The 26,965-nt window shown below is 42.5% G+C and carries 22 protein-coding genes and 1 tRNA gene; 15 read left to right on the plus strand and 8 right to left on the minus strand.

All coding sequences use genetic code 11. The annotated features are described in order from the left end of the window. Nucleotides 1-23: 23 nt before the first annotated feature. Entirely contained in the window at nt 24-1,202 is a 1,179-nt protein-coding gene (locus tag N7E81_RS09125) for a trans-sulfuration enzyme family protein (RefSeq protein WP_263052980.1), read from the minus strand. Between the two features lie 119 nt (nt 1,203-1,321). Between N7E81_RS09125 and N7E81_RS09130 the strand changes: the two genes are divergently transcribed. The 5 genes from N7E81_RS09130 to N7E81_RS09150 all read left to right on the plus strand — a co-directional run bounded on the left by N7E81_RS09130 (nt 1,322) and on the right by N7E81_RS09150 (nt 5,255). Further along, nucleotides 1,322-2,341: a homoserine O-acetyltransferase family protein gene (locus N7E81_RS09130; protein ID WP_263052981.1), complete on the plus strand. Its 1,020-nt coding sequence runs from the start codon at nt 1,322-1,324 to the stop codon at nt 2,339-2,341. A gap of 161 nt (nt 2,342-2,502) precedes the next feature. Continuing rightward, nucleotides 2,503-3,912 carry an MBL fold metallo-hydrolase gene (locus N7E81_RS09135; RefSeq protein ID WP_263052982.1) on the plus strand — a complete coding sequence of 470 codons (1,410 nt, stop codon included), beginning with the start codon at nt 2,503-2,505 and terminating at the stop codon, nt 3,910-3,912. 7 nt (nt 3,913-3,919) lie between these two features. Next, the gene (locus tag N7E81_RS09140; RefSeq protein WP_263052983.1) at nt 3,920-4,234 is read left to right on the plus strand and encodes a rhodanese-like domain-containing protein; all 315 of its coding nucleotides are present in this window, start codon (nt 3,920-3,922) and stop codon (nt 4,232-4,234) included. A gap of 24 nt (nt 4,235-4,258) precedes the next feature. After that, entirely contained in the window at nt 4,259-4,831 is a 573-nt protein-coding gene (locus tag N7E81_RS09145) for a YeeE/YedE family protein (RefSeq protein ID WP_263052984.1), read from the plus strand. 10 nt (nt 4,832-4,841) lie between these two features. Then, nucleotides 4,842-5,255 (plus strand): YeeE/YedE family protein, encoded by a 414-nt coding sequence (locus N7E81_RS09150; protein ID WP_263052985.1) that lies wholly within the window; start codon nt 4,842-4,844, stop codon nt 5,253-5,255. A 115-nt stretch (nt 5,256-5,370) separates the two neighbouring features. On the opposite strand, the gene clpX is transcribed toward N7E81_RS09150, so the two are convergent. The 4 genes from clpX to N7E81_RS09170 form a co-directional block, all read right to left on the minus strand. Next, a complete protein-coding gene (gene clpX, locus N7E81_RS09155) occupies nt 5,371-6,603 on the minus strand; it encodes an ATP-dependent Clp protease ATP-binding subunit ClpX (protein ID WP_263052986.1) in 1,233 nt (410 codons plus the stop codon). 197 nt (nt 6,604-6,800) lie between these two features. Then, nucleotides 6,801-7,475 carry a ClpP family protease gene (locus N7E81_RS09160; RefSeq protein WP_263052987.1) on the minus strand — a complete coding sequence of 225 codons (675 nt, stop codon included), beginning with the start codon at nt 7,473-7,475 and terminating at the stop codon, nt 6,801-6,803. A 175-nt stretch (nt 7,476-7,650) separates the two neighbouring features. Next, nucleotides 7,651-8,970, minus strand: coding sequence for a trigger factor (tig, locus tag N7E81_RS09165; RefSeq protein WP_263052988.1), 1,320 nt, complete (start codon nt 8,968-8,970; stop codon nt 7,651-7,653). A gap of 81 nt (nt 8,971-9,051) precedes the next feature. Then, nucleotides 9,052-9,133 (minus strand) — tRNA-Leu (locus N7E81_RS09170). Between the two features lie 158 nt (nt 9,134-9,291). On the opposite strand from N7E81_RS09170, the gene N7E81_RS09175 reads away from it, so the two are divergent. The 10 genes from N7E81_RS09175 to N7E81_RS09220 all read left to right on the plus strand — a co-directional run bounded on the left by N7E81_RS09175 (nt 9,292) and on the right by N7E81_RS09220 (nt 22,325). After that, nucleotides 9,292-11,523: a RelA/SpoT family protein gene (locus N7E81_RS09175; protein ID WP_263052989.1), complete on the plus strand. Its 2,232-nt coding sequence runs from the start codon at nt 9,292-9,294 to the stop codon at nt 11,521-11,523. Nucleotides 11,524-11,584: 61 nt separating this feature from the next. Then, a complete protein-coding gene (locus tag N7E81_RS09180; protein ID WP_263052990.1) occupies nt 11,585-12,055 on the plus strand; it encodes a Fur family transcriptional regulator in 471 nt (156 codons plus the stop codon). A gap of 14 nt (nt 12,056-12,069) precedes the next feature. Continuing rightward, nucleotides 12,070-12,411 carry an STAS domain-containing protein gene (locus N7E81_RS09185; protein WP_263052991.1) on the plus strand — a complete coding sequence of 114 codons (342 nt, stop codon included), beginning with the start codon at nt 12,070-12,072 and terminating at the stop codon, nt 12,409-12,411. 7 nt (nt 12,412-12,418) lie between these two features. Then, nucleotides 12,419-13,687 carry an adenylosuccinate synthase gene (locus tag N7E81_RS09190; RefSeq protein WP_263052992.1) on the plus strand — a complete coding sequence of 423 codons (1,269 nt, stop codon included), beginning with the start codon at nt 12,419-12,421 and terminating at the stop codon, nt 13,685-13,687. Between the two features lie 237 nt (nt 13,688-13,924). After that, nucleotides 13,925-14,569 carry a hypothetical protein gene (locus tag N7E81_RS09195; RefSeq protein WP_263052993.1) on the plus strand — a complete coding sequence of 215 codons (645 nt, stop codon included), beginning with the start codon at nt 13,925-13,927 and terminating at the stop codon, nt 14,567-14,569. Between the two features lie 80 nt (nt 14,570-14,649). Then, nucleotides 14,650-16,167, plus strand: coding sequence for a DUF4384 domain-containing protein (locus tag N7E81_RS09200; protein WP_263052994.1), 1,518 nt, complete (start codon nt 14,650-14,652; stop codon nt 16,165-16,167). Nucleotides 16,168-16,358: 191 nt separating this feature from the next. Next, the gene (locus tag N7E81_RS09205) at nt 16,359-17,558 is read left to right on the plus strand and encodes a tetratricopeptide repeat protein (protein ID WP_263052995.1); all 1,200 of its coding nucleotides are present in this window, start codon (nt 16,359-16,361) and stop codon (nt 17,556-17,558) included. Between the two features lie 32 nt (nt 17,559-17,590). Next, a complete protein-coding gene (locus N7E81_RS09210) occupies nt 17,591-20,677 on the plus strand; it encodes a caspase family protein (RefSeq protein WP_263052996.1) in 3,087 nt (1,028 codons plus the stop codon). Nucleotides 20,678-20,712: 35 nt separating this feature from the next. Further along, nucleotides 20,713-21,210 carry a hypothetical protein gene (locus N7E81_RS09215; protein ID WP_263052997.1) on the plus strand — a complete coding sequence of 166 codons (498 nt, stop codon included), beginning with the start codon at nt 20,713-20,715 and terminating at the stop codon, nt 21,208-21,210. Nucleotides 21,211-21,413: 203 nt separating this feature from the next. Further along, nucleotides 21,414-22,325, plus strand: coding sequence for a leucine-rich repeat domain-containing protein (locus N7E81_RS09220; protein WP_263052998.1), 912 nt, complete (start codon nt 21,414-21,416; stop codon nt 22,323-22,325). 80 nt (nt 22,326-22,405) lie between these two features. Here N7E81_RS09220 and N7E81_RS09225 read toward each other — a convergent pair whose 3' ends face one another. The 3 genes from N7E81_RS09225 to N7E81_RS09235 all read right to left on the minus strand — a co-directional run bounded on the left by N7E81_RS09225 (nt 22,406) and on the right by N7E81_RS09235 (nt 26,957). Continuing rightward, nucleotides 22,406-24,718: a type IA DNA topoisomerase gene (locus N7E81_RS09225; protein ID WP_263052999.1), complete on the minus strand. Its 2,313-nt coding sequence runs from the start codon at nt 24,716-24,718 to the stop codon at nt 22,406-22,408. Nucleotides 24,719-24,765: 47 nt separating this feature from the next. After that, complete coding sequence (locus N7E81_RS09230) at nt 24,766-25,245, minus strand: YchJ family protein (RefSeq protein WP_263053000.1); 480 nt, start codon at nt 25,243-25,245, stop codon at nt 24,766-24,768. Nucleotides 25,246-25,367: 122 nt separating this feature from the next. Further along, the gene (locus tag N7E81_RS09235; RefSeq protein ID WP_263053001.1) at nt 25,368-26,957 is read right to left on the minus strand and encodes a sodium:solute symporter; all 1,590 of its coding nucleotides are present in this window, start codon (nt 26,955-26,957) and stop codon (nt 25,368-25,370) included. Nucleotides 26,958-26,965 lie beyond the last annotated feature (8 nt).

Below are 26,965 nucleotides of genomic sequence, written 5' to 3' on the forward strand. Positions count from 1 at the left end.
AGGCACTTTTTCTGATTTAGTCATTACTTTGACCGCTCAAACGCCTGCTTTAGATCACTGATGATATCTTCAATATGTTCTAGTCCAGCTGATATTCTGATCAGATTTGGTGAAATGCCTGTAGCTGTTCTTTCGTCATCTGTCAGCCGGGCATGAGTAGTTGACGTTGGGTGAGTCACGATCGTACGAGTATCGCCCAAATTGGCTGTCAGACTACACATTTCCACACTGTTGAGGAATTTTTTACCTCTTTCTGCACCACCTTTGATGCCAAAGCAAACCATGCCACCACCACTTTTCATTTGCTTTTTAGCAATCTCATATTGTGGGTGTGAGGGGAGAAAAGGATAACGTACCCATTCCACATGCTCATTGGCCTCTAGCCATTCGGCTAATTTTAAAGCATTTTCTCCATGCTTGTCCATGCGGATGGCAAGTGTTTCTAAACTCTTAGATAAAATCCATGCATTGAATGGTGACAGTGCAGGGCCTGTGCTGCGACTAAATGTGTAAATTTCTTTGATTAAATCTGCCCTGCCTACTACGATACCCCCCATTACTCGACCTTGCCCATCCAGATATTTGGTGGCAGAATGGATGACCAAATCAGCGCCATATTCAATTGGTAATTGGAGATAGGGCGTCGCAAAGCAGTTGTCCACGATCAAAATCAAATTGTTCTTTTTGGCGAAAGCCCCAGCAAATTCCAAGTCGATCAGTTCTATGCCAGGGTTGGTTGGTGTTTCTAAAAATAGAAGTTTGGTGTTGGGTTTCACCTTGTCTTGCCAGCTGCTGGTATCATCGAGGTCTAGGTACGAACTTTCGATTTGATATTTTGGTAAAAATTTGGTGATTACCGAATGAGACGATCCGAAGATAGACCGACATGATAGCATATGGTCGCCCGCATTGAGCAGGGTTGCAAATGTGGAAAATACAGCTGCCATACCTGTGGCTGTGGCATACCCTGCTTCTGCTCCTTCGAGCGCACACATTTTGTCTATAAATTCTGTGGTGTTTGGGTTGGTGAATCGACTATAGGTATTGCGGTCTATCTCTTCGGCAAAAGTGGCACGCATTTCTTCGGCATCGTCAAACACAAAGCTAGACGTGAGATACATTGGCGACGCATGTTCCTTCTCATGAGTAGTCTTTATCTGCGTTCTAATGGCGTTGGTTTCGAAATGTCGGTACTTTTTCATAGAAAGGCCTTCAATAATATGGAACAATTTTTTGCAAATATGTAAAGTTCGCGTTGAAAATTGATCCGTAGGGTAAACTATTATGGTACATTTATTAGGTTTGCGCCTTCAAAATTTCAATGAGTCAAAAAGCCTTTACATACGAGCATAGCGAGCCCTTCCAATTAGAAAGGGGTGGAGTTCTTCCAAAACTCGAGATAGCGTACCATACTTTTGGTCAGCTCAATGCTGATAAAAGCAATGTTGTATGGGTTTTTCATGCACTCACGGCTAATTCTGACGCTTTGGATTGGTGGAAAGGTCTGTTTGATCAAAATTCAGCGATCAACCCTGAGAAGTATTTCATCGTCTGTGCCAATATTCTTGGTTCTCCCTATGGGACGAGCAGTCCGATGTCTACCGATCCAGTTACGGGCAAGCCTTATCATAGTACTTTTCCACTGATTACGATCCGAGACATGGTAGAAGCGCACAAGTTGCTTCGAGATCACTTAGGCATAGAGAAGATTGCTATTGGTCTAGGTGGTTCGATGGGTGGTTTTCAGACCTATGAATGGGCTGTCCAAGAATCAGCATTTTTTGAAAAGTTGATTTTGGTAGCTACAGCTCCTAAAGAGTCGCCGTGGAGAATCTCTGTGCATGCAGCGCAGCGATTAGCGATAGAAGCAGATCCTACTTGGAAAGATGATAGCAGAGAGGCTGGGGCAGCAGGTGTGGCGGCTTCTAGAGCCATTGGTATGCTCTCTTACCGAAATCATGAGATTTTCGAAAAGACACAAAGTGATGCAGAGTCTAAAGTGGATGATTTTAGAGCCGACTCTTACATTCGATATCAAGGGAATAAACTAGCCAATAGAGGTTTTAGCGGATTCTTGCTTTGGAACCTGACCAAAGCGCTAGATAGCCATGATCTCAGTCGAGACCGAGGTACTTTGAACGAAGTGCTAGAAGGAATTAGAATCCCTGTACTGCAGGTTGGTATCATATCCGATTTGCTATTCCCTATCGAGGAGCAGCGAAAAGTGGCAGACCACTTGGCCAATGTAACATACAAAGAGATAGAATCTCTATTTGGACATGATGGTTTTCTTACTGAAACAAAACAAATCAATCAATTGATCGCTGAGTTTTTGGCTTAACAAACAGCCTTAATTTTCTATTTTTTGTTTAGTAGCAAATCGTAGGATACTTGTATTGTGCTTAATACTTCTTCCTTATTTTTATCTTCGTGTGACTAATGTTACAAACTCACAATTGTGGCTGACGTACATTTGCAACAAGAAACCCAAAAGAATAGATCATGAAAATAGAGCAGATATACACAGGTTGTTTGGCCCAAGGTGCTTATTACATTCAAAGTGGAAATGAAGCCGTAATTATCGACCCGCTTCGAGAAGTGGATTCGTATGTGACTAAAGCCAAAGAAAATGATGCAACCATCAAATATATTTTTGAGACACACTTTCATGCTGATTTCGTGTCTGGCCATGTAGATCTAGCGAAAAAGACAGGAGCCCAGATTGTTTTTGGCCCAACAGCGACCACCGTATTTGATAGTCATATCGGTAAAGATGGAGAAATTTTTGAGGTAGGAGCTGTGAAAATCAAATTGCTACATACCCCTGGGCATACCATGGAGAGTAGTACGTTTTTATTGCTCGATGAAGAAGGAAAAGAAAAAGCCATCTTTTCTGGCGACACCTTGTTTATTGGGGATGTAGGCAGACCAGACTTGGCGGTGAAGTCGGATCTGACGGAGGAGGATTTGGCAGGCCATCTATACGAAAGTCTCCGTTATAAAATAATGACTTTGCCCGATGATGTAGTGGTGTACCCTGCGCACGGAGCAGGGTCTGCTTGTGGAAAAAACATGTCTTCCGAGACTTGGGATACGCTAGGCAATCAGAAAAAGACCAATTACGCACTTCGTGCCGATATGACGAAGGAAGAATTTGTAAAGGAAGTCACCGAAGGCATCCTGCCTCCACCACAGTATTTTGCCAAAAATGCAATGATGAATAAGTCGGGTTATGAAAGTATCGACAAGGTGATGAAAACTGGTACTGTGGCACTCGACGTTGAGATTTTCGAGGCGATGGCCAATCATGAAGGGGCTTTGGTGCTGGATACTAGACATCAGAGCGAATTTGTAAAAGCACATATTCCTAATTCGATATTTATAGGTATCGATGGTAGTTTTGCACCATGGGTAGGCGCTTTGATTACGGATTTGAAACAACCGATCATTTTCTTGGCTGATGCAGGTCGAGAAGAAGAGGTGGTAACTCGTTTGTCAAGAGTGGGGTATGATCATACGTTGGGATATTTGAAAGGTGGAATTGCTAGCTGGATAGCAGCGGGCAAAGAGACCGACAGTCTAGCTTCGATCACACCGCAGGAATTCGAATCGAGATTAAGCGAAAGCAAACTTCAAATTTTGGATGTACGAAAGCCAGGAGAATATGGGGCTGAGCATGTAGATCAGGCGGTTACTTTTCCGTTGGATTTTATCAATACCCATATGAGTGAGGTGAGTGCAGACAAACAGTACTATTTGTATTGTGCAGGGGGATATCGCTCGGTGATTGCGTCTTCGATATTGAAATCCAGAGGGATTCACGATTTGGTAAACGTAGAACTGGGTTTTAAAGGCATTAGCCAAACAGGAATAAAAACAACGGACTTTGTATGTCCATCGACAATAAAATAAGATAGAAATGTACGAGAATATTGATGAAATAGAATTCGCGGAGAAGTTTGAAGCAGATGATAATGCGGTGCTTTTGGATGTGAGAACCCAAGAAGAGTACGACGGAGGATTTATCGCAGGATGCGAATTGATGGATATTTTTCAGCCAGATTTTAAGAGCAAGCTGGAAGGACTGGATAAGTCTAAAAATTATTATGTGTATTGCCGTAGTGGCAACCGTAGTGGGCAGGCTTGTGGGCTGATGGCTCAGATGGGCTTCACGGGTCAGCTATACAACCTAGACGGTGGGATCTTGGGATGGACCCAAGATTTGGAATACTAGTTTTCACTAAATAAATAGGAAATAATGGAATTGGTTGAATGGATTAGGCAACCCTGGGAGTGGTATGTCGCAGGCCCAATGATCTCGGTAGTGATGTTTTTGTTGCTTTATTTTGGGAAAGAATTTGGCGTGTCGGGCAATCTGCGAACCATGTGCAGTATTGTGGGGGCAGGTAAAGTGAATGAGTTTTTTCGTTTCGACTGGAAAGGACAGGTTTGGAACTTGGTTTTTGTGTTAGGAGGTTTGATAGGCGGTTATATTGCTAAAACATACTTGACGGCCTCGGAGGCGGTTGGTATTTCAGAAGCTACTATTGAGCAGCTGAAATTACTAGGAATTGAGAACCCTGGGGCTACTTATCTGCCAGCTTCTATTTTTAGCTGGGAGTCTTTGGCTACTCCTAAATACGCTTTGATGTTGGTTGTTGGTGGTGCGTTGGTTGGGTTCGGGACACGCTATGCAGGTGGGTGTACCTCAGGTCACGCCATCAGTGGACTGAGCAATTTACAATGGCCTTCCATGGTTGCAGTGGTTGGCTTTTTTATCGGAGGTTTACTAATGACGCATTTTATTTTACCTTATCTACTGACTGTTTAAAGTACTTTATATGAAGTTCATGAAATTTTTAATGACCGGTATCCTGTTTGGAATCGTGTTGTCCAAGTCTGAAGTGATCTCATGGTACCGTATTTATGAGATGTTCAATTTTCAATCTTTCCATATGTTTGGTATTATAGGTTCTGCTGTGGTGCTGGGGGCGATCATTACGCAAAGCATAAAGAAATTTGACCTTAAGTCTATCGTAGGAGAGTCTATTCAGTTCAATCCCAAAGTCAAATCTTTTTGGCGCTATCTATTAGGGGGTACTTTTTTTGGATTAGGCTGGGCTATGACAGGAGCTTGTCCAGGGCCAATGTTTGTCTTGGTTGGACATGGGGCTTCGGTTTTTTTACTTGTGATTACTAGTGCTATGTTTGGGACATTCTTATATGGCGTTTTGAGGAAGTATTTGCCGCATTGAGATTGTGTTTGTTGAACTTTGACAAGATTAAAGCTGATAAGTTTTCGAGGGCAGTAATAAAAAAAGCCTGTTTCGATTCGAAACAGGCTTTTTTTATTAAAAGAGAGTGGAGGCATTACCCTGCTACTCTTAGTTTATTCAATTTAGATTTTTCGAACTTCTCTTCGGCGTAAGCTTTGGTGATGACCAATTTCTTTACCTCCGACTGAGAAGGGAGTTCAAACATGGCGTCGTTGATGATGGCTTCACATATCGAGCGAAGTCCACGAGCACCCAGTTTGAATTCTAGTGCTTTTTCTACGACATAGTCTAGCGCTCCTTTTTTGAATTCGATGTCGATGCCCTCCATGTCAAACAGCTTGGTGTATTGCTTTACCAGCGCATTTTTTGGCTCGGTTAGGATTTGGCGCAACGCCTCTCCGTCTAGTGGGTTCAAGTGCGTCAGTACTGGTAGACGACCGATCAATTCAGGAATCAAGCCAAAGCTCTTTAAGTCCATGGCAGTGATGTACTGAAGCAAGTTCTCCTTGTTTATCTCGCCATATGTATTTTGTTTCTTAGAGTTAAATCCAAGAGGTCTTGTGTTTAATCTATTGGCTATATTTCTGCTAATGCCATCAAATGCTCCTCCGCAAATGAATAAGATATTCTCTGTGTTTACAGAGATCATTTTTTGATCTGGATGCTTGCGACCTCCTTGAGGAGGTACATTTACGGAAGTTCCTTCCAGTAGTTTGAGCAAGGCCTGCTGTACGCCTTCGCCACTCACATCTCTAGTGATCGATGGGTTGTCAGACTTGCGAGATATTTTGTCGAGTTCATCGATGTATACGATGCCGCGTTCAGCAGCTTCTACATCGTAGTCAGCCGCTTGTAGTAGTCGTGTAAGGATGCTTTCCACATCTTCGCCTACATAGCCTGCTTCTGTGAGTACAGTTGCATCCGCGATGCAGAACGGCACTTGCAATATTTTGGCAAGTGATCGGGCGAGGTAGGTTTTGCCTGTTCCTGTTTCTCCCACCATCACGATGTTAGATTTTTCGATCGTTACATCGTCTTCGCTAGCGGGCTGCGATAGTCTTTTGTAGTGGTTGTATACAGCCACAGAGATCACGCGTTTGGCTTCGTCTTGACCAATCACAAATTGATCTAGATGCTCTTTCATCTCAACTGGTTTAATCAGGTTGAAATTTGGTGCATCAAGATTGCTCTTGGTGTTCGATTCTTCATTTAGTATTTGATTGGCTTGCGCGATACATTTGTCACAAATGTGAGCATGTATCCCTGAGATCATCAAATCAACATCTTTCTTATTCCTTCCGCAAAATGAACAGGTTACTTGAGCCATAATTTTTGTTTTTCAATGAATGAGCACTCCGCTTTTTTTGAAGTATGTATTTGCTGCCAGCAAAGGTCATTCAAAAGTTATTTGGTAATTAGTTATTAGCAACTATTCAAGTTTTGACTAATAACTAATTACGCTTACTTATTAACTGACAATTGATCTAGCGACCATTTGCCTTTAAAATTCTTCAAAGATAACGATTATTTGTCAGCTTTTCGCTCCAGTACTTCGTCGATCAAACCGTATTTTTTGGCTTCTGATGCTATCATCCAGTAATCTCGGTCAGAGTCTTTTTCAATCTGCTCGTATGTTTTGCCACTGTGCTTTGCTAGGATGTCGTACAAATCTTTCTTTACCGAAAGGGTTTGCTTGAGTGAGATTTCCATGTCAGAGGCTTGTCCTTGCATGCCTGCCATTGGCTGGTGAATCATGATTCTGGCGTGAGGCAGGGCAGCTCTTTTGCCTGCTGCACCGCCAGCTAGTAATACAGCACCCATAGAGGCTGCTAACCCAGTACAGATAGTGTTTACGTCAGGGTTTACATAGTTCATGGTGTCGTATATGCCGAGTCCTGCATATACAGATCCTCCTGGGCTGTTTACGTATAGCAGAATGTCCTTTTTTGCATCTACAGATTCTAAGAAAAGTAATTGAGCGGTGATGATGTTGGCAATGTTGTCGTCTACACCTGTGCCAAGGAAGATAATTCTATCCATGATGAGTCTCGAGAATACATCGATCTCACGGAAGTTGGTAGGGCGCTCTTCTATGACAGCACGAGTCATGTTTTCGATATGGCCAGTATACTGGTCAAAAGTGTTGCCGTTTATGTTTTGGCCTTTTACGGCGAAATCTCTGAATTCTTTTTTATCCATTACTATAGGTGTTATATACAGGTACAAAAAAACAAAAAAAGTCCTTAATACAAAGGGCTTTGCTTAAAGACGGAGCACGAAGGTAAAAGTTTATGAATTTAAACCGCTTATAAAAAGAAAAACCTGTCAAGCACAGTAATGTGACTAGACAGGTTTTCTTGAAACAAGTTGTCTTTTAGGCTTTCGCTTTGTACTCTTCGGCAGTTACTTCTTTGGCTTTGATCGAAATTGTTTCTTTGATGTAGGCCATTACTTTGTCGTTGAATACTTTTTCGTTCAATTTCATGTAGTTCTGACCTTCTTCACCTTTTAGGTAATTGTCAGCGAAAGCATCGATGTTTTCTTCCATTGCTTCAGACATGCCCATGGAGCCAAACTGTGCTCGGATCATATTTTTAGCTTCGTTTACTACGTCTTCGTGCTCTGTCTTGATCTCGCTATCTTTAGAGATTTTGTTTTTGATCAAAGACCATTTCAAATCGTTGGCATACAATGGGTAGTCCTTGTCGATTTGTTCTTTGGTGAGCTGATTTTTATTAGATAGTTCCAGCCATTTCTTCAAGAAAGTGTCTGGCAATTCCATCTTAGTTTTATCGATAAAAGCATCTCTGATTTTAAGCTCAGTATACCCTTCGGTCTCTCTATTGTAGTTGTCTGCAATTGTTGCCTTTACTTTTTCTTTGAATTCTTCTTCCGTTTTCACGGCGTCTTTTCCGAAAGTTTTGTCGAATAGTTCCTGATTCAATTCGGCAGGTACTGTTCTGTTTACATTCTTTACTTCGAATTTAATTTTGCCTTTCAGTTCTTGATTGGCTTCTCCGAGGAATGTTTTTCTGATGTCTTCGTCTTTGATGGCTTTGGCAGGATCGAATTCGATAACGTCGCCAGATTTTTTGCCAATAAAGTCTTTCTGCGCTTTTTTCTCTACATCGTTGATGTCGAGAAGTGCACCTGCGTTTTCTTCTTCTCCTTCAGTGAGAATATTGCCGAATAGGGCATCGCCAGCTTCAGACACTTTAGGATTGGTTGTTTCGCCAAACTGCTTTTTTAGGTTGTCTAGAGTCTCGTCTAGCAATTTGTCGTCGACTTTGATTGTGTAAGTATCGACCTTGATTTTTTTATCGACCTTCAAGTCAAATTCAGGAACGATCCCGATTTCATACTCAAATTCGAATTCTTTGCCATTCGCCCAGTCTAGTTGAGCTGCTTTTTCAGCGTTGGGTAGTGGATCTCCTAAGATTTGGATATCATTTTCCTTAATGTAGTCCATTACCTTGTGTGATACCATGTGATTGATCTCATCTACAAGAATGGAGTTGCCGTACATTTTCTTAACCAAGCTTTGAGGAACTTTGCCGGGTCTAAATCCTTTGACTTGCGCCTTTTTGCTGTACTCCTTTAGTTTTTCTTCAACTTTGGGTTGATAATCAGCCTCCTTTAAATTAATTTTAATAAGAGCCTCTACTTTTGAAATTTGATCTAATTGAATATCCAAAATTGTGATCTTTTAAGGTATGAATTCAAAAAATTAAAAACCCTCTAGCCTGAATATTTACAGGAAAGAGGGTGATTATTGTGCGGATGGAGGGACTCGAACCCCCATGCCTCGCGGCGCTAGATCCTAAGTCTAGTGCGTCTACCAATTTCGCCACATCCGCATGTGTGAAATTTTTGGAAGTGCAAAGTTAAGTAGATAATTCAATTTGACAATAGGTAAGGCTAAAATATTTTTGTTTTTTCTAGGCCTCTGAAATGAGACCGTTTGCATTTAGATTTGCTTGTAGATTATAGTACCATTTCAAAACCATATCATAAGATGGAGACACCCGTGCTGATTGACTTAGAAGAGGAGAAGAAAGAGATCATTCGCCGCTATAGAAAATTGCTCCGTCATGCAAAACCCTTCCTGAAAGACAATGATGCTAAGGAGATCAAGAAAGCTTTTTACATATCTGTAGAGGCGCACAAGGATATGCGCCGAAAGTCTGGCGAACCTTATATTTATCATCCACTCGAAGTTGCAGACATCTGTGTCAACGAAATTGGGCTGGGTACTACTTCTATAATATCCGCACTTTTACATGATGTAGTAGAAGATACTGATTGGGAGCTGGAGGATATCAAGCGTGAGTTTGGCCCTAAGATCATGCGGATTATAGACGGGCTGACTAAGATCTCTGGTGTACCCGGAGAGAGTGTGTCTGAACAAGCTGAAAACTTCCGGAAGATGTTGCTTACGCTGTCGAGCGATACTCGGGTGATTTTGATCAAGCTGGCCGACAGACTTCACAACATGAGAACCTTGGAAAGTATGCCAAGGCATAAACAGCTTAAAATCGCTTCGGAGACTTTCTATCTTTATGCACCATTGGCGCATAGGCTAGGCTTGTATGCCATCAAGACCGAGTTAGAGGATCTTTCGATGAAATATAGAGAGGCGGATGAGTATGAAGCTATTTCTAAGAAAATCGAGCAATCGAAAGATGATCGAAACAAGTTTATTCGAAATTTTGTACGGCCGATTCAGAAGTCAATCAATGATCAGGGCTATACCGTAGAAGTAAAAGGAAGAACCAAATCCATTTATTCGATAGCCCAAAAGATGAAAAAACAAGACATTCCTTTCGAGGAAGTATTTGACTTGTTTGCTATCCGAATCATTATAGAGACTGATCTTGAAAAAGAGAAGGCAGCATGCTGGCACATTTATTCTATAGTCACCGATTTTTATCAGCCGAACCCAGATAGACTCCGCGACTGGGTGAGTATCCCGAAAGCCAATGGCTACGAGTCGTTGCATACGACAGTAATGACTAAGAGAGGTCAGTGGGTGGAGGTGCAGATCAGAACCCGACGAATGGACGACATCGCAGAGAAGGGCTATGCAGCGCATTGGAAATACAAAGATGGTTCGGTCAAGGAAAATGAGTCTGCACTGGATATGTGGATCAATCGTGTACGTGAGTCGCTGGAACAAAATGATATTTCTGCCATAGAGTTTGTAGATGACTTTAGATCCAATTTGTTTTTGGAAGAAGTCTATGCGTTTACCCCAATGGGTAAATTGATCACGTTGCCTAATGGCTCCACTGCGCTGGATTTTGCCTTCGATGTACATTCGGAAATAGGAGCGACCTGCATAGGTGCCAAGATCAATCACAAACTGGTGCCGATCAATACCAAACTCAAAAATGGTGATCAGGTGGAAATTCTCACTTCATCGAAGCAAAAGCCCAAAGAGGATTGGTTGCGTTTTGTGGTGAGCTCAAAGGCCAAATCTGGTATTAAGGATTTCCTCAAAGAAGAAAAGAAAAAGGCTGCATTTGAAGGTAAGGAAATCGTGATAAGAAAGCTGAAGCAAATCAAGCTGACGCTAAATAATGATACGATTAACCGGTTGGTTGCTTACTTTGGCTCTAAAAGCCCATTAGACTTCTTCTTTGAAGTGGGTAGTGGAAAGATTGATTCGAAAGACATCAAGAAGATTAGCGAAATCAAAAAGGAAATCCCTAACAAACCGAAACGAAATTTCGAAAGTCAGGAAGAAGTCAAAAGAACGATCAAGAAAGTGCACAATACGGGCACGGCAGACATGCTGCTGATTGGCGAAGACATGGATGTGGTGGATTATAAGTTTGCTAATTGCTGTAAACCTATTCCTGGCGACGACGTTTTTGGTTTTGTGACTGTGAGTGAAGGAATCAAAATACATCGGACCTCTTGTCCCAATGCCACTGAACTGATGTCCAATTATGGCTACCGTATCATTAAAGCCAAGTGGACTTCTCAGCAGCAGATTGCTTTTTTAGCGGGAGTCAAACTGATAGGAACAGACAGGCTAGGTATCGTCAACGACATTACAACGATTATTTCCATGGATCTCAAAGTGAATATGCGGTCGCTGACGATCCATACTGATCATGGTATATTTGAGGGTACTATTTCCGTATATGTGGATGATACGAGCCACCTCAATACCATGCTAGAAAAGTTGAAAAATGTGGAAGGAATAGAAAGTGTGAGTCGCTTTGACTTATATGATAAATAATATCTTTAATAGGCTATATTTGCCCGCGGAAAAACAACCGTGCTTTATAAAAGTTCGATAATTGAGCGAAATCAAACACCATATTGATCCTAAGACCAAAATTTATGAAGAGGTAAAAAACATCTTCACTAAGTTTTTGGAATCTAAGTCTTTGCGTAAGACCCCAGAAAGATATGCCATTCTGGAGGAAATATATAGTAAGTCGGGACACTTCGATGTGGAGACTTTATACATCAGTATGAAGAACAAAAACTATCGTGTGAGTCGAGCGACGGTATATAATTCACTAGACCTATTGGTAGAGTGCGATTTGGTGACGAGACATCAATTTGGGCAGAACTTGGCGCAGTACGAAAAGTCTTATGGCTTCAAGCAGCACGACCATATCTTGATGGAAGGCAGTGGCAAAGTACTGGAGTTTTGTGATCCACGAATTCAGAATATCAAACACACCTTGGAAGAGATGTTTGATATTGACATTACTCATCACTCGTTGTATTTCTTTGCAAAAGAAAAAACGAACAAACAGTAAACAATACTCACCCTATGAATTATAAAATTAATCACGAAGGTGACCTAGTGCTCATTACTTTTGAAGGCGACCTCATTGGAGAAGAAAATGGCCCCGAAATTATTGAAGCAGTAAATGATACATTAAGCAACGACATCATCAAGTGCGCAGTAGATATAACTGATGTGAGGTATATCAACAGTAGTGGCATTGGTGTACTCATCACTATCCTTACCAAATTTAGAAATAAAGGCGGCGAGGTTATATTAGTGAACCCATCTGATCATGTTAAAAAACTATTGGCTATTACCAAACTCAACGCCATTTTCACGGTAGTTGATAGCATAGCTGATGCTAAAAAAGAACTAAATAAATAATAACCACATGTCTGTAGATGTATTGCTTGGACTTCAATGGGGAGATGAAGGAAAAGGTAAAATTGTAGATTTTCTCACACCAAAGTATGACGTAATCGCAAGATTCCAAGGAGGCCCTAATGCGGGACATACCTTGAAGTTTGGCGACACCAAACACGTTTTGCACCAAATACCCTCTGGGATTTTTCATAAAGGCGCTGAAAATGTGATCGGTAATGGCGTAGTGCTAGATCCAGCCATATTTAAGAAAGAAATTTTAGCTTTAGAGAAATTCGAAAACTACAATAAAAATAGTTTGTTGATTTCAAAAAAAGTACAGCTCATCTTGCCTACCCATAGAGTTTTGGATGGTGCCTATGAGCAAGCCAAGGGCGACAAAAAAATCGGATCCACTCTCAAGGGAATAGGGCCTACATACGAAGATAAAATATCAAGAGTAGGACTAAGAGCAGGAGACATCCTAAGCCCTGATTTTGCAGATAAGTATGAAGCCCTGAAGCAACGGCATTTAGGTATTCTTTCTAGATACGATTTCGAATTTGATCTTACAGAATTGGAAACAGCCTTCTTAGAAGGTGTTGAATTTCTAAAAACTTTCCAGTTGATTGATAGCGAATATCACTTGAATCAAAAACTATCTGATGGCAAGTCCATCTTGGCCGAAGGCGCACAAGGTTCTTTGCTCGATATCGATTTTGGTAGTTATCCGTTTGTGACTAGCTCTAACACAACTACTGCCGCAGCCTGTACAGGTCTAGGTGTAGCGGTTAATAAAATCGGTGAGATATTCGGCGTATTTAAAGCATACTGCACAAGAGTGGGGAGTGGGCCGTTTCCAACCGAGCTCAACGATGAGACTGGAGAATTGCTAAGAAAGAACGGAGGCGAATTTGGAGCGACTACTGGCCGTCCTCGTAGATGTGGGTGGTTGGATTTACCAGCGTTGAAATATGCCATCATGGTGAATGGTGCGACTCGTCTGTATATGATGAAGGCTGACGTGCTTTCTGGATTTGAGACGATTCAGGTTTGTACTTCTTACAAAGATGCTGATGGTAATCTGACAGATCAATTGCCTTATGATCTCAACGATGGGACAGTGACTCCTGTGTATCAATCTTTCGAAGGCTGGTCAGAGGATCTGACAGAAGTGTCTTCTTACGATGCGCTTCCTGCTTCTTTGAAAGCTTATGTAGAGTTTATTGAGCAGCACGTAGGCTTGCCAATCGACATTGTGTCTGTTGGTCCAGATAGAAAACAAACTTTGCTGAAATAAGTCTCTTATTTTTCAGAATAAACAAAAAAACCAGATGAGGAAACTCATCTGGTTTTTTTGTTATAGGGCGTTCCCCCCCCAATCTCATCATTCAATATACCTATCGCTAGGTATATGTTCTAGGTGTTTTATTCGTGTTTTTTGCTTTGATAGTTCAAAGACTTGTTGTCCCTAGGGTACTTGTATGGACTATCGATTTCATCGAAAATAGATTAGAGACGAATAAAAAACACAATCATGAAAACGGATAAATCAATATTGGTGCTAATGCTTATGGTAGTTTTTGCAATTTCTGGAGCTACAGCACAAGACAAAAAAGAACTCCAAAAGGAGCTTAAAGATAAGGCGATCAAAGAGGCCAGAAAAGAAGCCAAACAAATAGAAAAAGCAGGTTGGTATACCCAGCCAGGGACCTTGCCACTCGAAAAGCAAATAGAGAAAGCTTGGATGCAAGAAGTAGAGACCGACGACGAAGGGTATCCTAAGTTTTATGTAGGGGCAGGGAGCTCGTTGGCAGGTACGCAGTCAGCTGCTAAGTTGCAAGCCACTACCATAGCTAAACAGGATCTGGCAGGCAAAATAAGTTCTAGCATTGCTTCTATTATAGAGACCAATATAGCTACAGAACAGCTGACAGCTGAAGATGCGGCTACCATCCAACAAACAGTATCAGCCTCTACAGAAGTCATAGCACAAAAACTGGCAAGAGTGATCACTCTCACCGAGCTATACAAAAAGACAGGCAAAAACATCGAATGTCAAATGCGTATCGCATACAGTCAGGAGTTGGCCAATAACGCAGCCAAAGAGGTAATCAAGAAGAATCTTGAAGAGAAAACCGATGTAACTAGAGAGAAACTGGACAAGTTGATGAATTTTTAAACTTATCGCCGACCCAATACATGCAATTTTCAGGGAAGTGATTCTGCTTCCCTTTACCTTTCAGTCAATTTTACACTGCTATGAAAAACTTGTTTGCAATTCTATTGCTCTTATTGGGTTATTGTGGAATGGCTCAAACCCCTCGGTGGACAGAATACACGTCACGCACTTCTGCCTACCCAGCAGCCCAATACCTTACCGGATATTTAGCAGAAAACAATTTTAGTGAGGAGCCCGAAGCAGACTTGCTTCTGCGTCTCAGCGGATATGCCAAGGATCAACTTGTGGAAAATATACTGGTTGATATCCAAAGCATCAGTACTCTCAACATCCTGAATGTGAACGCAGAGACGCAAGAGGTCTTTCGGAAAAACAGTACGGCGGTCAGCACAGCCACCATTGCAGGGCTAAACACCGAGACCTACTACGACAAGAAAAAGAAAATAGGCTATGCTTTCGCTTATGCTAAAAAAAGTGATGTCATTGATCACTATGCCAATGACATTGCCCAATACTTGGATCAAATCAATACCAACTTTACAATTGTAAAAAATCAAAAAGCAGCTGGCGACAATCAAAAGGCCTTGAAAGTGCTATTTCTTATACAGACTCATCTCAAAAATGTAGAGCAAGGGCAAGCCATGTTGGTGACCCTTACGGGTAATTTTAATGACAGTAGGATCAAAAGGCCCGAAACCAATGTCTACAAGGTTAAACTTGAACAAGAACTCAATGCTGTGAAGAATACCGATCAGTTTAGTATAGACGATGCGGCTTTTTTCATCGCCAATGCCATACAGGTGCAACTAGGTAAACCTGATCAGGCCATACAGGTCAATAATTTTACCTATCAGGATACCCCAATGGGAAGCCCGTTTTCTAGAAAACTTCAAGCTAGTATATCACAAAAATTAGTACAAAGTGGTTTTTCTGTAGTTACACAAAGTCAGACAGGGCAAATTTTGGTGCTCAACGGGTCCTATTGGGACGAAGCCGATCATATCAAAATAGCTGCTTTGTTGAGAGATCAAAGTAGCGCTGCGGCTTTGGCTAGCTCGGATTGTAATATCCCTAAACCTGCATTAGTCGCCAATGGTGTGGTATTTACTCCTGAGAACTACAAGCAAGCCATGATTACCATGCGTGAGTTTGCCGAAGGAGAGGTGAAAGGAGGCAATCTCAATCTAGACGTGTATACCAACAAGGGGAAAGATAATCTTATCTTTACTGAAGGCGAGTTGCTCAAACTCTTCGTACGAGCCAATCGAGAATGTTATTTGAGATTTGTCTATCATCTGGCTGATGGTAGCAAGGTCTTGCTCTTGGATAATTATTATATCAATCGAGATCATGTAAATCAGGTGTACGAACTGCCCTACGAATTTGAATGTGCGGAACCCTTCGGGATAGAAACTTTACAACTCAATGCCCAGGGACAGCCTTTTAGTCCACTCAATACCCAATCTCAGTATGGTTACGAATTTATATTGGACGATACCAAATCTATCATTACCAAAAGCAGAGGGTTCAAAAAAGTGAAAGCAGGCGAAGAGTTAAAAGCTGAAAAACGCCTTGTATTTACCACCATGAATAGGTGATTTTATAATGTTCATAGACTTTATCATTCGATGAAAAAAGGCCTGTCATTTTGAGCAAAGCACAGGTATTACACACTGTTGAGGCTTCTGTCAGGTTTATAAAAAAAACATCTTTTTTTATTCAAAATCAGTAATGCTAGGTATATGGAGCACCTGAAAATCTTGGTTTATTTGGATAAAAAAATATTCGAATGAAATCTCTAACAACTAGCTTATTGCTAATATTTTCTCTGGTTTTTTCTAAACAAGTATTTGCTCAGGAATGTATTAATGCTCCAGACTGTTTTTTGCTCGCCACACAATATGGCAATACAGCAGAGGCCGTTGCTTGGTATGATCGAGCTTTGGGCTACTGGACAGCGGGTAATAATGATACGACGCTGCTCTACGATATCTACTCAGGCAGAGGCAATGCTCACCAATCGTTAAAGGATTACACCAAAGCCTTACAGGATTTTAATAAGCTCATTCAGCTACGTCCCAAAGACAAACGCATTTTGTCCGTAGCCTATACCAGTAGAGGCAATGTGATGGATGCCACAGGCAACGAAAAAGGAGCCGTGGCCTCCTATACTAAAAGTATTGAAATCTATCCTCCCAATATGATTGCCCTAGGCAATCGGGCATATACCAACTACCGCTTGGGAGAGAAAGATCAAGCCATTGCAGATTTCAAACTCTGGGCAGAGCTAGGCTCTACCCGTGCTTTGAGCATACTTTATCAGGAATTTCAAATCGATTGGCTAGAAGCCCACAAAGCAGCCTTAGCTAAAGACGAACAATGGCAAAAATTTAATGCTGAACGCGAACGTGCCAAAGCGCTGGTGGTCGAAGAAAAATATCAAGAGGCCTATGAATTGTATATCAAAGTATTTGACCTTTTTGGGGAAAGAAAAGATGCAGAAGCCCAATGCGAAATCAATACAGAACAGGCTTATATCCAAAACCAACTCAAGGATTACCGAAGAGCCATCACTTGGGGCTCGCGTGCGGTGTATAGTTCCTATGCTACTAGTTTGGCTTATACTGAGCTAGCTACAGCCCACTATATGGATGGAAATAAAGTAAAAGCGGTAGAACTCTGCCAAGAGGGCGCTGAAAAGTTTCCCAATGGATATGAGATCCAAGGGTTGGGCAATTGGATTTTTAAAAAAGAAGCCTACGACAGCTATATAGCTAAAGACTATGAACGCTCATACGACTACTACTACACTGCCTATGAGTACAATAACAAAGATATTGAAGCCATCAAATATGCAGGTCATTCTGCTTACAATGCAAAAGCCTACAAGGCGGCATTGGATTGCTACAATATAGCTGTGAATATAAACCCTGCGGCAAGAGGGGAGCTACAGCAATATATCGACTACTGTAGCTCGATGAGCAATTAATTTTTGACTTGTCTTAAACGCATACCAATGCTATGAAAATACCGCTGATTTATTTGGTGCTGGCTAGCCTGGTGTTCACCAGTGCACTGGCGCAGGACGGTACAGACATGCCCATGGTACTCAAGCCTAAAGGCCACAAAGGGCTGATAAGAGATTTAGACCTTTCGCCTGACGGCAAACAAATAGTGACTGCTGGGCAAGACAAGACTATTCGCGTGTGGGATGTAGATACCTATGAGCAGCGTGGAGAGTTTATGGGGTATATCGGAAGTGAAAAATTCGGAGCAGTATTAACCACGCAAATCTCTCCTGATGGACGGTATTTGGCTGCTTCAGGTGTTTTTGGTGACAGAGATCATCGTCAGTCAGTCGCCGATATTCGACTCTACGATTATCATACGCAGAAGATTGTACATGTATTTACAGGACACCATATGGCTTCCAATACCCTGCAATGGAGTAGCGATAGTCGTTATCTTATTTCTGCTTGTAATGACCATACAATTGGTGTCTGGGATGTGCAGCAGCTACAACCCAAAGCCATGCTAAAGGGGCATGGAGATGCGGTATGGGCTGCAGATATCTATGAAAACAAAATAGTGAGTGCCTCAGAAGATAACTTGGTTATGCTCTGGGATATACCATCTGGGCAAACCCTCGCGACCTCATACGATCATGTGGGAGCCGTGACACGAGTAGCTTTTCACCCATCGGGTCAGTATATTTTGAGTGGAGCCAACGACAACCAAATCAATGTGTACGATGCCGATTTAAGTTTTTTAGATGCCCTATACCTAGATAAGCCAGTTTCAGCCATGGCATTTGATGCTAAGGGGGAGTTGGCTCTTTTTGGATTTGGAGACGGCAGCATCAGGGTATATCACTTTAGTGCGGGTGAGCTAGAAGAGCAGACTTATTACAAACCACATCAGGGGGCTTATGTGGCAGGTTTGGCGATTACACCAGATCAGCGAATTTTTAGTGCGGGTGGTGCAGATAGCAACATTGCTGTGTATCAGCTCACCGCTCATGGTGCAGATAGCCTGACCAATCTGTCGGGGAGTACCCAGAAAGTATGGGGAGCTGGACTCAATGGGGAATTGTTGGCGTTTTCTACTGGCACCAAACCTTGGGGACATATCACGGGACTTAGAGATGTGGATTTTTCTCATGGTTTTCAAATGGTGAGTCGTGAATACCGAGCGATGGACGAAAGCAAAAATAATGTGTATAAAGCCACGTTGGGAGGGTCGTTTACAGAACGCACGGCTTACTTCAAAGGCAAAAAATACGACTACAAAGTACCCATTACCACATTAGGCGGATTACACGCCTATAAAAATGGAGCAACAGTGACAGTAGAGTATACGCCAGACCCGTCGCTTACTAATCAACTAAACACCAAAGGAAAATATCAAAACTTTCAGTTTGGTGAGGTGCCAGTTACCCTTTCGACTGGAGGGGAAAAATATACCATAGCTTTTACGCCAGATTCATTGCTGATGGTAGGAGGTACAGGCGGGTATCTTAGGGCTTTCAATCTGGACGGGCAGGAGGTGACTCGCTTCGATGGTCACGAGGATGTGGTATTCACCGTCAATATGTCTACCGACGATCGTTGGGTAATTTCAGGGTCGCATGATCAAAGTATCCGTTTGTGGGATGCCCGACAAGTGGGGAGTCAAGCGGTGCTCAGACCCACAGCTACTTGTTTTTTTAGTCAAGATGGGGAGTGGATAGTTGCTTTGGAGGAGAGTTATTATATGTCTTCTACTGCAGGAGGTAAGTACATTGGTTTTCACCAAAACCAGGGTTATCGCAAAGAAGCCAAATTTTACCCATTCGAAAATTTCGACTTGAAATACAACCGTCCAGACCTCGTGCTAGCCAAACTAGAGATGGGAACGCCTGAGTTGCATGACTTACTCTATAAGGCTTATCAAAAACGGTTGAAAAAAATGAAAATTGATGAACAGGCATTAAGTGGGCAAGTCCATATGCCAGAGGTGGTCATCAATACTGCCAGTCAGACGGTGGATAGCAAAGTGTATCAATTAGCCCTAAAGGCTACTGATAGTGAGGGGCTAGATCGAATCCATGTCTATGTCAACGATATCCCTATTTTCGGCTCGTTGGGTATTTCTATCAAGAATGAAAAAGACAATAAACAAATTGAGAAAAAAATCCCAGTAGAACTGAGCGCGGGTAAAAACAAAATACAAGTAGCTGTAATGAATAACGGCGGAGTAGAATCTCTCAAAGAAACGGTGCATGTGTACTACGATGGGTCCAAAGTTAAGCCTGATTTGCATGTTGTAGCGATCGGCGTATCCAACTACCTAGACAGTAATTATAATTTGACTTATGCTAGCAAGGATGCGACAGACGTTACCAATTTGTTTTTTGGCCATCATGAGCGCTACGCTAAAATCCATATTCACAAATTCACTGATGCACTGGCCAAGCGAGAATTGATTCTTGCTGTGAAGGACAAACTTATGCAAACTAAAATAGAAGATGAAGTAATCATATTTGCCGCAGGACACGGTCTGTTAGACAGCCAGCTCGATTATTACTTTGCCACTCAGGACATCGATTTCAATAACCCTGCTGGTAGGGGATTGAAATATGAATCACTTGAAGGATTGCTCGATGGTATTCCCGCACGCAACAAGCTGATGCTGATCGACGCTTGTCACTCTGGCGAAGTAGATAAAGACGATGTACGATTGGTCGATAGTGGCGTTGCGGGATTGAATAGTGGAAGTGTATCCGCTCGTGGTTTTACCAAAAAACCACAACCTGTCGGGATGGACAATATTTTTGAATTGATGCAGACGTTGTTTGCCGACCTGCGTCGTGGCACAGGGGCCATGGTGATCTCTTCGTCGTCTGGGGTAGAGTTTTCGCTCGAATCAGACACTTGGAAGAATGGCGTGTTTACCTATGCCATACTCGAAGGGCTGAAATCTGGTAAGGCCGATAAGAGCCAAGACGGCGCTGTTCAAACTTCTGAGTTGAAAGAATATGTTGCAAAACGGGTATCTGAGCTAACTAACGGTCAGCAGCACCCTACGAGTAGACGTGAGAATTTGGAGTTCGATTTTGTCGTTTGGTGATATTTAGCGAAAGCCAATCATAAAGCAAAGAAAACATGAAATGGGGAGGTATATTATTCATGGTCATTGGTGTGTTTATTGGGATCAATCAGGTAAAAAAAGCCTATCAAGATTTGCAATATCGGTGGAATACTGTGGTAGCTACTGGCACTATTGTCAAAGTGGATAGTAACCTCGGCGAGGATATAAGCTGGAAAGCGCGCAAGGTGGTACTCTATGTTCAATTTCAATATAGCTCAGATAGCGTGGCGGTAGTTTCAGAGGCATGCCTCTCTGGTCATCAAGCTGGATTCAACGATTACAGTTGTGGTGAAGTGGGAGCGCAGCGGATGGTTCGATATATCCCAAGTGAAAATTTGAGTTCACTCAACGAATCAGGCTTTTATCAAATTACGGATCATGGGGACTACTACTCCAATTCATTTTCTTGGTTTGGGTTAATGATTCCGTTGATTATGAGTTTGCTCGGGTTTGTGTTTTATAAAGTGAGTGATTTTGTCAAATCCAACAAAGAAGACGAGTTGAATGGTTGAAATATCAGTATAGCTAGGTATATGAACAGGTAAGTAACTCAGATAGTTTTACACTCATGCATAGGAAAATAGATAGCATCAAGCGTGCATAAATACAGTCTTTTTAAAGAAAGTATAAATATTAAAAACAAGAAAATTCTACTATCATGGTAACGGGAGTCATTTTAATTGCCTTTGTATTATTTGTATTATTTATCGTCGGTATGGTCAAGCCCTCGGTGGTATTGCCTGGCAGACAGGCCAAGCGTGGGAAGGTGTTTTTGGTCTACTTTGGCTCTGCCTTCGTTCTTTTTTTGGTAGCAGGATTTTTAGGAAATAAAGAAAACAATTACAAATGGGAAAATCCAGAGGGCGTCACCAAATTGAATATTGATAGAATGAAATTCGATGCGATGCCTGAGCGGTTGCTCGAGTTCGAGGGATTGGAAGAATTGAGCCTGAGTGAGAATAACATCGAAGTACTGGATCAGAAGCTGATTCAAGCCATGCCAGCACTACATACTTTGAACCTATCTGGCAATCCTATCAAAGAAATTCCGGATTGGCTTGCCGAAACCAGTATTCAAACCCTTGTGCTGGATGATACACAAGTCGAAAATTTGTCTATCGATATACTCCACACGATTCCAAATCTGTCATACGAAAATACGCCTCTAGCCAAAAGAGAAGCAGAGTTAAGAGAAGTAGCCAAGGCCAATGGAGAACCGAGCAGTGAGAGTTTGAGTGATTATGCTTTGAGACAATTGATGGGCAAAGACTATGGTTATGAGAAGCAGTTTAAGAAAGGAACACTGTACTACACCAAGGGGGTAGATGAGACCAAGGTAGACTCACTGGGTGACTTTATGATTGAAAATGGTTATTTCATAGACGAGCGTGAAATATCTATGCAACTGACGTACAAAGATGTAGGAGTAAATGCCTACGAGCTGAGGGCTGTATATAGCGGCGATGCGAATGAAGAGTTGCCTCAGGAATATCATGATATTTTTACGCAGCTGGCTTATATGGTGTCTCATCAAGTGTTTGAAGGAAAACCTGTACATTTTCACTTGACAGATGAAGAATTTGAAGAGAGCCTGTTTGTATTGAAGTCAACCGACTATAGCTTGTGATCATTGGATAGCAGTCACTAAGGAAACTACCCAAAACCTGAATCCCAATTGCCATGTATTTAGGTTGTCTGCTTTCGTTATCACCCACTAATAATCTCCAAAACCAATTCCTTAGTCAGTGGCTGGCCGTTGGCTTTGGTTTTGATATCGGCAAAGGGAAAACGAAAATTGCAACCAGCCTTCCATTGGCTACAGCCATAGGCGGCTTGGTCTTTTACTAAAGTGCCTTTGCCACATTTGGGACAGGTCGGCATTTCCGAACTGGCCGTTTTGGGTTTGGATACTTGGGTGGGCTGCCATTCAATAGCGAAGGAGTCTGTTAGTTTCAGTATTCCCTCTACTTTTTCTCCCTCTAGTACAAACCCTTTGATTTTTGTGGTGGCTTTTTTCTCAATGAGTCGTTTGACCTGAGTCTCTGTTAAGTTTTTTTCCATAAACCGAATCGGCAGGCGGATGTCGCACCCTTTTTTCCATTGGCTACAGCCAAAACTGGACTTGCCTTTCATGATGATACCTTTTTTGCATTTGGGGCATGTTGTACTTTTAGCTGCTTTTTTTGCAGGTTTGGCTTTGGTTGGTACTGGTTTTTCTTCTACGATGGAGAGATTGCCCTGCCCAGAAATGGAGCGCACCTCGTAGACTAATTCGTCTACCATTTTCATCATGTTGAAAATGAACTGCTTGGCGCTGTATTTACCTTCTTCTATCTCTTTGAGTTGTTTTTCCCACTGGCCAGTGAGCTCGGCAGATTTGAGTAGCTCGTTTTGTATGGTGTCGATCAATCGAATGCCCATTTCGGTAGGCAGTACTTGTTTTTTACGCCTTTCGGCATATTTCCTTTTAAACAAGGTCTCGATGATGTTGGCTCGGGTAGAAGGTCGGCCGATGCCGTTAGCCTTCATTAGTTCGCGTAGCTCGTCGTCTTCCACCTGCTTGCCTGCAGTCTCCATGGCACGTAGTAGGGAAGCTTCGGAGTAAAATTTCGGCGCTTTGGTGCTTTTTTCTATGAAAGAGGGTTCGTGAGGCCCGTTTTCTCCAAGTTCGAAAGTAGGCAATAGGCTGTTGTCTTCCTCGTCTTCTTTGTTGTCATCTTCGTCACTGTTTTTACTTTCATTGGCAAACAGCACACGCCAGCCTTCGTCTAGTATTTCTTTGCCTCGGGCAATGAATTGTACTTTTTCTACCTCGGCATTCACTTGTGTTTTGGCCACCAGACAGTCGGGATAAAAGACCGCAATAAATCGGCGAACGATAATATCATACACCTGCAGGTCTGCTGCAGATAGGTTGACCTGCTCTCCTGTAGGGATAATGGCGTGGTGATCTGTGACTTTGTTGTCGTTGAATACTTTGGCGGATTTCCGAATTTTATGGCCTAGTACGGCTTGTGTGTATTCCGCATAGTTGTTCAGACCTTGGAGTATGCCAGGCACTTTGGGGTACATGTCGTTGGGAAGGAAGGTGGTGTCTACTCTGGGGTAGGTCACTACTTTCATTTCGTAGAGTCGCTGCACGGTTTTCAAGGTATCTTCTGCAGTTAGCCCAAATTTGTTGTTGGAGTAAACCTGAAGGCTCGTTAGGTCAAACAACTTAGGTGCGTACTCTTTGCCATCTTTTCGTTCTATGTCGTTGACAACCAGATCTTTGCCTTCGATGGCTTGTAGCAATTTTTCGCCATCTTCTTTTTTGAAGAATTTGCCTTCTGTGTTTTTGAACCGAGTCTCTCTGTAGAGTGTCTGCAGTTCCCAATAGGGCTGAGGAACGAAATTGGTGATTTCATGGTGTCGTTGCACGAGCATGGCCAGGGTAGGCGTCTGTACTCGGCCGATGGAAAGCACCTGTTTGTTGCCGCCATATTTTAGTGTGTATAGCCGTGTTGCATTCATGCCCAGCAGCCAATCGCCAATGGCTCTGGAGCTGCCTGCATAGTAGAGGTTGTCGAATTCGCCACCAGATTTGAGTTGATCAAAGCCCGTTTTAATGGCTTCAGTAGTCAGTGACGAGATCCATAGCCGTTGGACTTCGCCTTCGTAGCCTGCCTGCTTGATTACCCAGCGTTGGATTAGTTCTCCTTCTTGGCCTGCATCACCGCAGTTGATCACTACAGTAGCTTGGTCAAATAGTTTTTTGATTATCCCAAATTGCTTTTTTACCCCGCCATCATCCATGATTTTGGTCTCGAATCTTTCGGGTAGCATGGGGAGGGTGTTCAGATCCCAGCGTTTCCAGTGGGGTTTGTAGTCTTCGGGTGGATAGAGCGTACAAAAGTGGCCAAACGTCCAAGTGACCTGATAGCCATTGCCTTCGAAGTAGCCGTCATGACGGGTCTTCGCCCCAATCACATGGGCGATTTCTTTAGCTACACTTGGTTTTTCGGCTATACAAACTTTCATCAAACGGGTGGAATGAACTTGAAGTCAAAGTTGGTCAATCGAACGAATTATGCACAACACTTTTTGTATTTCTTTCCACTGCCGCAGGGACATGGACCATTGCGTGATATCTTAGGCTCTGGTACCGTGTACTGTGGAAATATCCTGCCATCTACATAGTACCACTTTCCCTTTTCTTTGGAGAAATTACTGCGTTCATGATGGATTTGGTGCGAGCCATGTTTGTCTTTGAAGTGCGCCTTGAATTCGACTGTTCCATTCTCATCAGCGGCTTGTCCACGTGTAGTGTCGAGTATTTCTAATTGGATCCAATCATTCTCAGAAGACCAAGTTTCCAAATCCGAAAGTTTGTTTTGTTGGCGAGTACGTTCATGTGTAGTGTCCTGCAGGTAGCCTGCCAGTCCCCGATGAAAAGCAGTATACCGAGAGCGCATCAAGGCCAAAGCAGTAGGAGCTGATTGGTTTTTGAGGATCGGTTCGCAACATTCGATGAATGGCTTTTCAGAACAGCAGGGGCATGTAGACATGGCTATGGTTTTTAAAAGATTTGGAATCAAAGATAGTGTGCGGGATTTTGTTGGTAAAATAGGCAGAACTTTTTGAAGAACCGTATGGGGGTAAAGCTGTTAGTAGACAGCCTTTATAAAAGTCAACTAAAATAAATCCAAATAGCTACTAGTATTCCGACAAGAAGACCAGACAAAATGAGGTCTTTTTTGGTGCCAGCAAGTGAGAGTTTGTTGAAGGTCACTCCGTCGATTTTGGCATAGTCTGGTCGAGCGCTAAGTAGGCTCACCAAAATGAGTACGGCCACACAAATCACAAATAAGAATATGGCAAAGTGCAAAAAGTTGATGTCGCAAAAGTAGAACAGGGCACCCGTGAGGTCTACTTTGTTTACTTCACCGATCAATCGTGCAATACCCAATACAAACCCAGTGACCATAGAGGCCATGGCTCCTTTGGAATTGAGCCGTTTGAAAAAGATGCCCAGCAAAAAGACAGCCGCTATGGGAGGAGAAATATAGGCTTGCACACTCTGGATGTAGGTGAATAATTGATCGGAAATATTGTCGATAAACTGTACCCAGAGTAGGCCGAAGACTACCAAGCCTACTGTAGCCAATCTGCCTACCAGTACCAAGTGTTTTTCAGAAGATGCTGGTTTTATTTTTTTGTAGATGTCTAAAGTGAATATGGTAGAGCAGGAATTGAATACTGAAGACAACGAACTCATCAAAGCGGCGAGTAAACCCGCCAAGACTAACCCTTTGAGTCCAGAGGGGAGCAGTACTTTCACAAGCATAGGCAAAGCATCGTCGGAGTTTTGGAGTGTTAATTCACCGTTTTGGCTCATGGCCAAAGCAATGATGCCTGGGATTACGAAGATAAACAAAGGCAGCATTTTGAGATACCCTCCAAAAATGGATCCTCTGCGAGCTTGCTTAATGTTGCTAGCAGCCAAAACCCGCTGTACAATAAATTGATCAGTACACCAGTACCACACACCCAAAATAGGTGCGCCAAATATGATGCCTGTCCAAGGAAAATCTGGGTGGCTAATGGGTTTCCAGAGGCTCAGGTAGCTGGTGTCTACACTGGTCATGAGTGCAGACCATCCGCCTAGGTGGTAGATCCCCAGGATGGTAACCACCAGAGACCCTGCAATCAGTACAAACATCTGAATCATATCTGTGTAAATGACCGCTTTGAGTCCGCCTATGGTGGTGTATATGCCAGTAATCACTACGATGATCACGGCTCCTGCCCAAAAATCTATACCCATAGCCTGAAAGATGATACCGCCTGCGGCTATAGTCACAGATATTTTAGTAAGGATATAGGCGACAATAGAAATGACAGAGAGATAGGCTCTGGTGTTTTTAGAATAGCGCAATTCTAGAAACTCAGGCATGGTAAAAACACCACTTCGGAGGTAAAATGGGACAAATACCCAACCGAGTAGTAAGAGGATGATGCCTGCCAGTAGCTCAAACTGCGCTACGGCTACACCGCTGTTGGCAGCAGTACCTGCGAGCCCTATCAGATGCTCAGACCCGATGTTGGAAGCGAAGAGCGAAGCACCGATTACAAACCAGCCCATCTCTTTTCCGCCAAGGAAGTAGGTCGTCGAATTTTGTTCTTTTTTACTTTTTTTAGATACAACGATAGCCACCAAGAATATGCACAAAAAGTATACGCATATTACGGTTATATCTATGTATTGTAAATTAAGCATTTTCGATT

This window comes from Reichenbachiella carrageenanivorans (assembly GCF_025639805.1).
Lineage (GTDB): Bacteria > Bacteroidota > Bacteroidia > Cytophagales > Cyclobacteriaceae > Reichenbachiella > Reichenbachiella carrageenanivorans.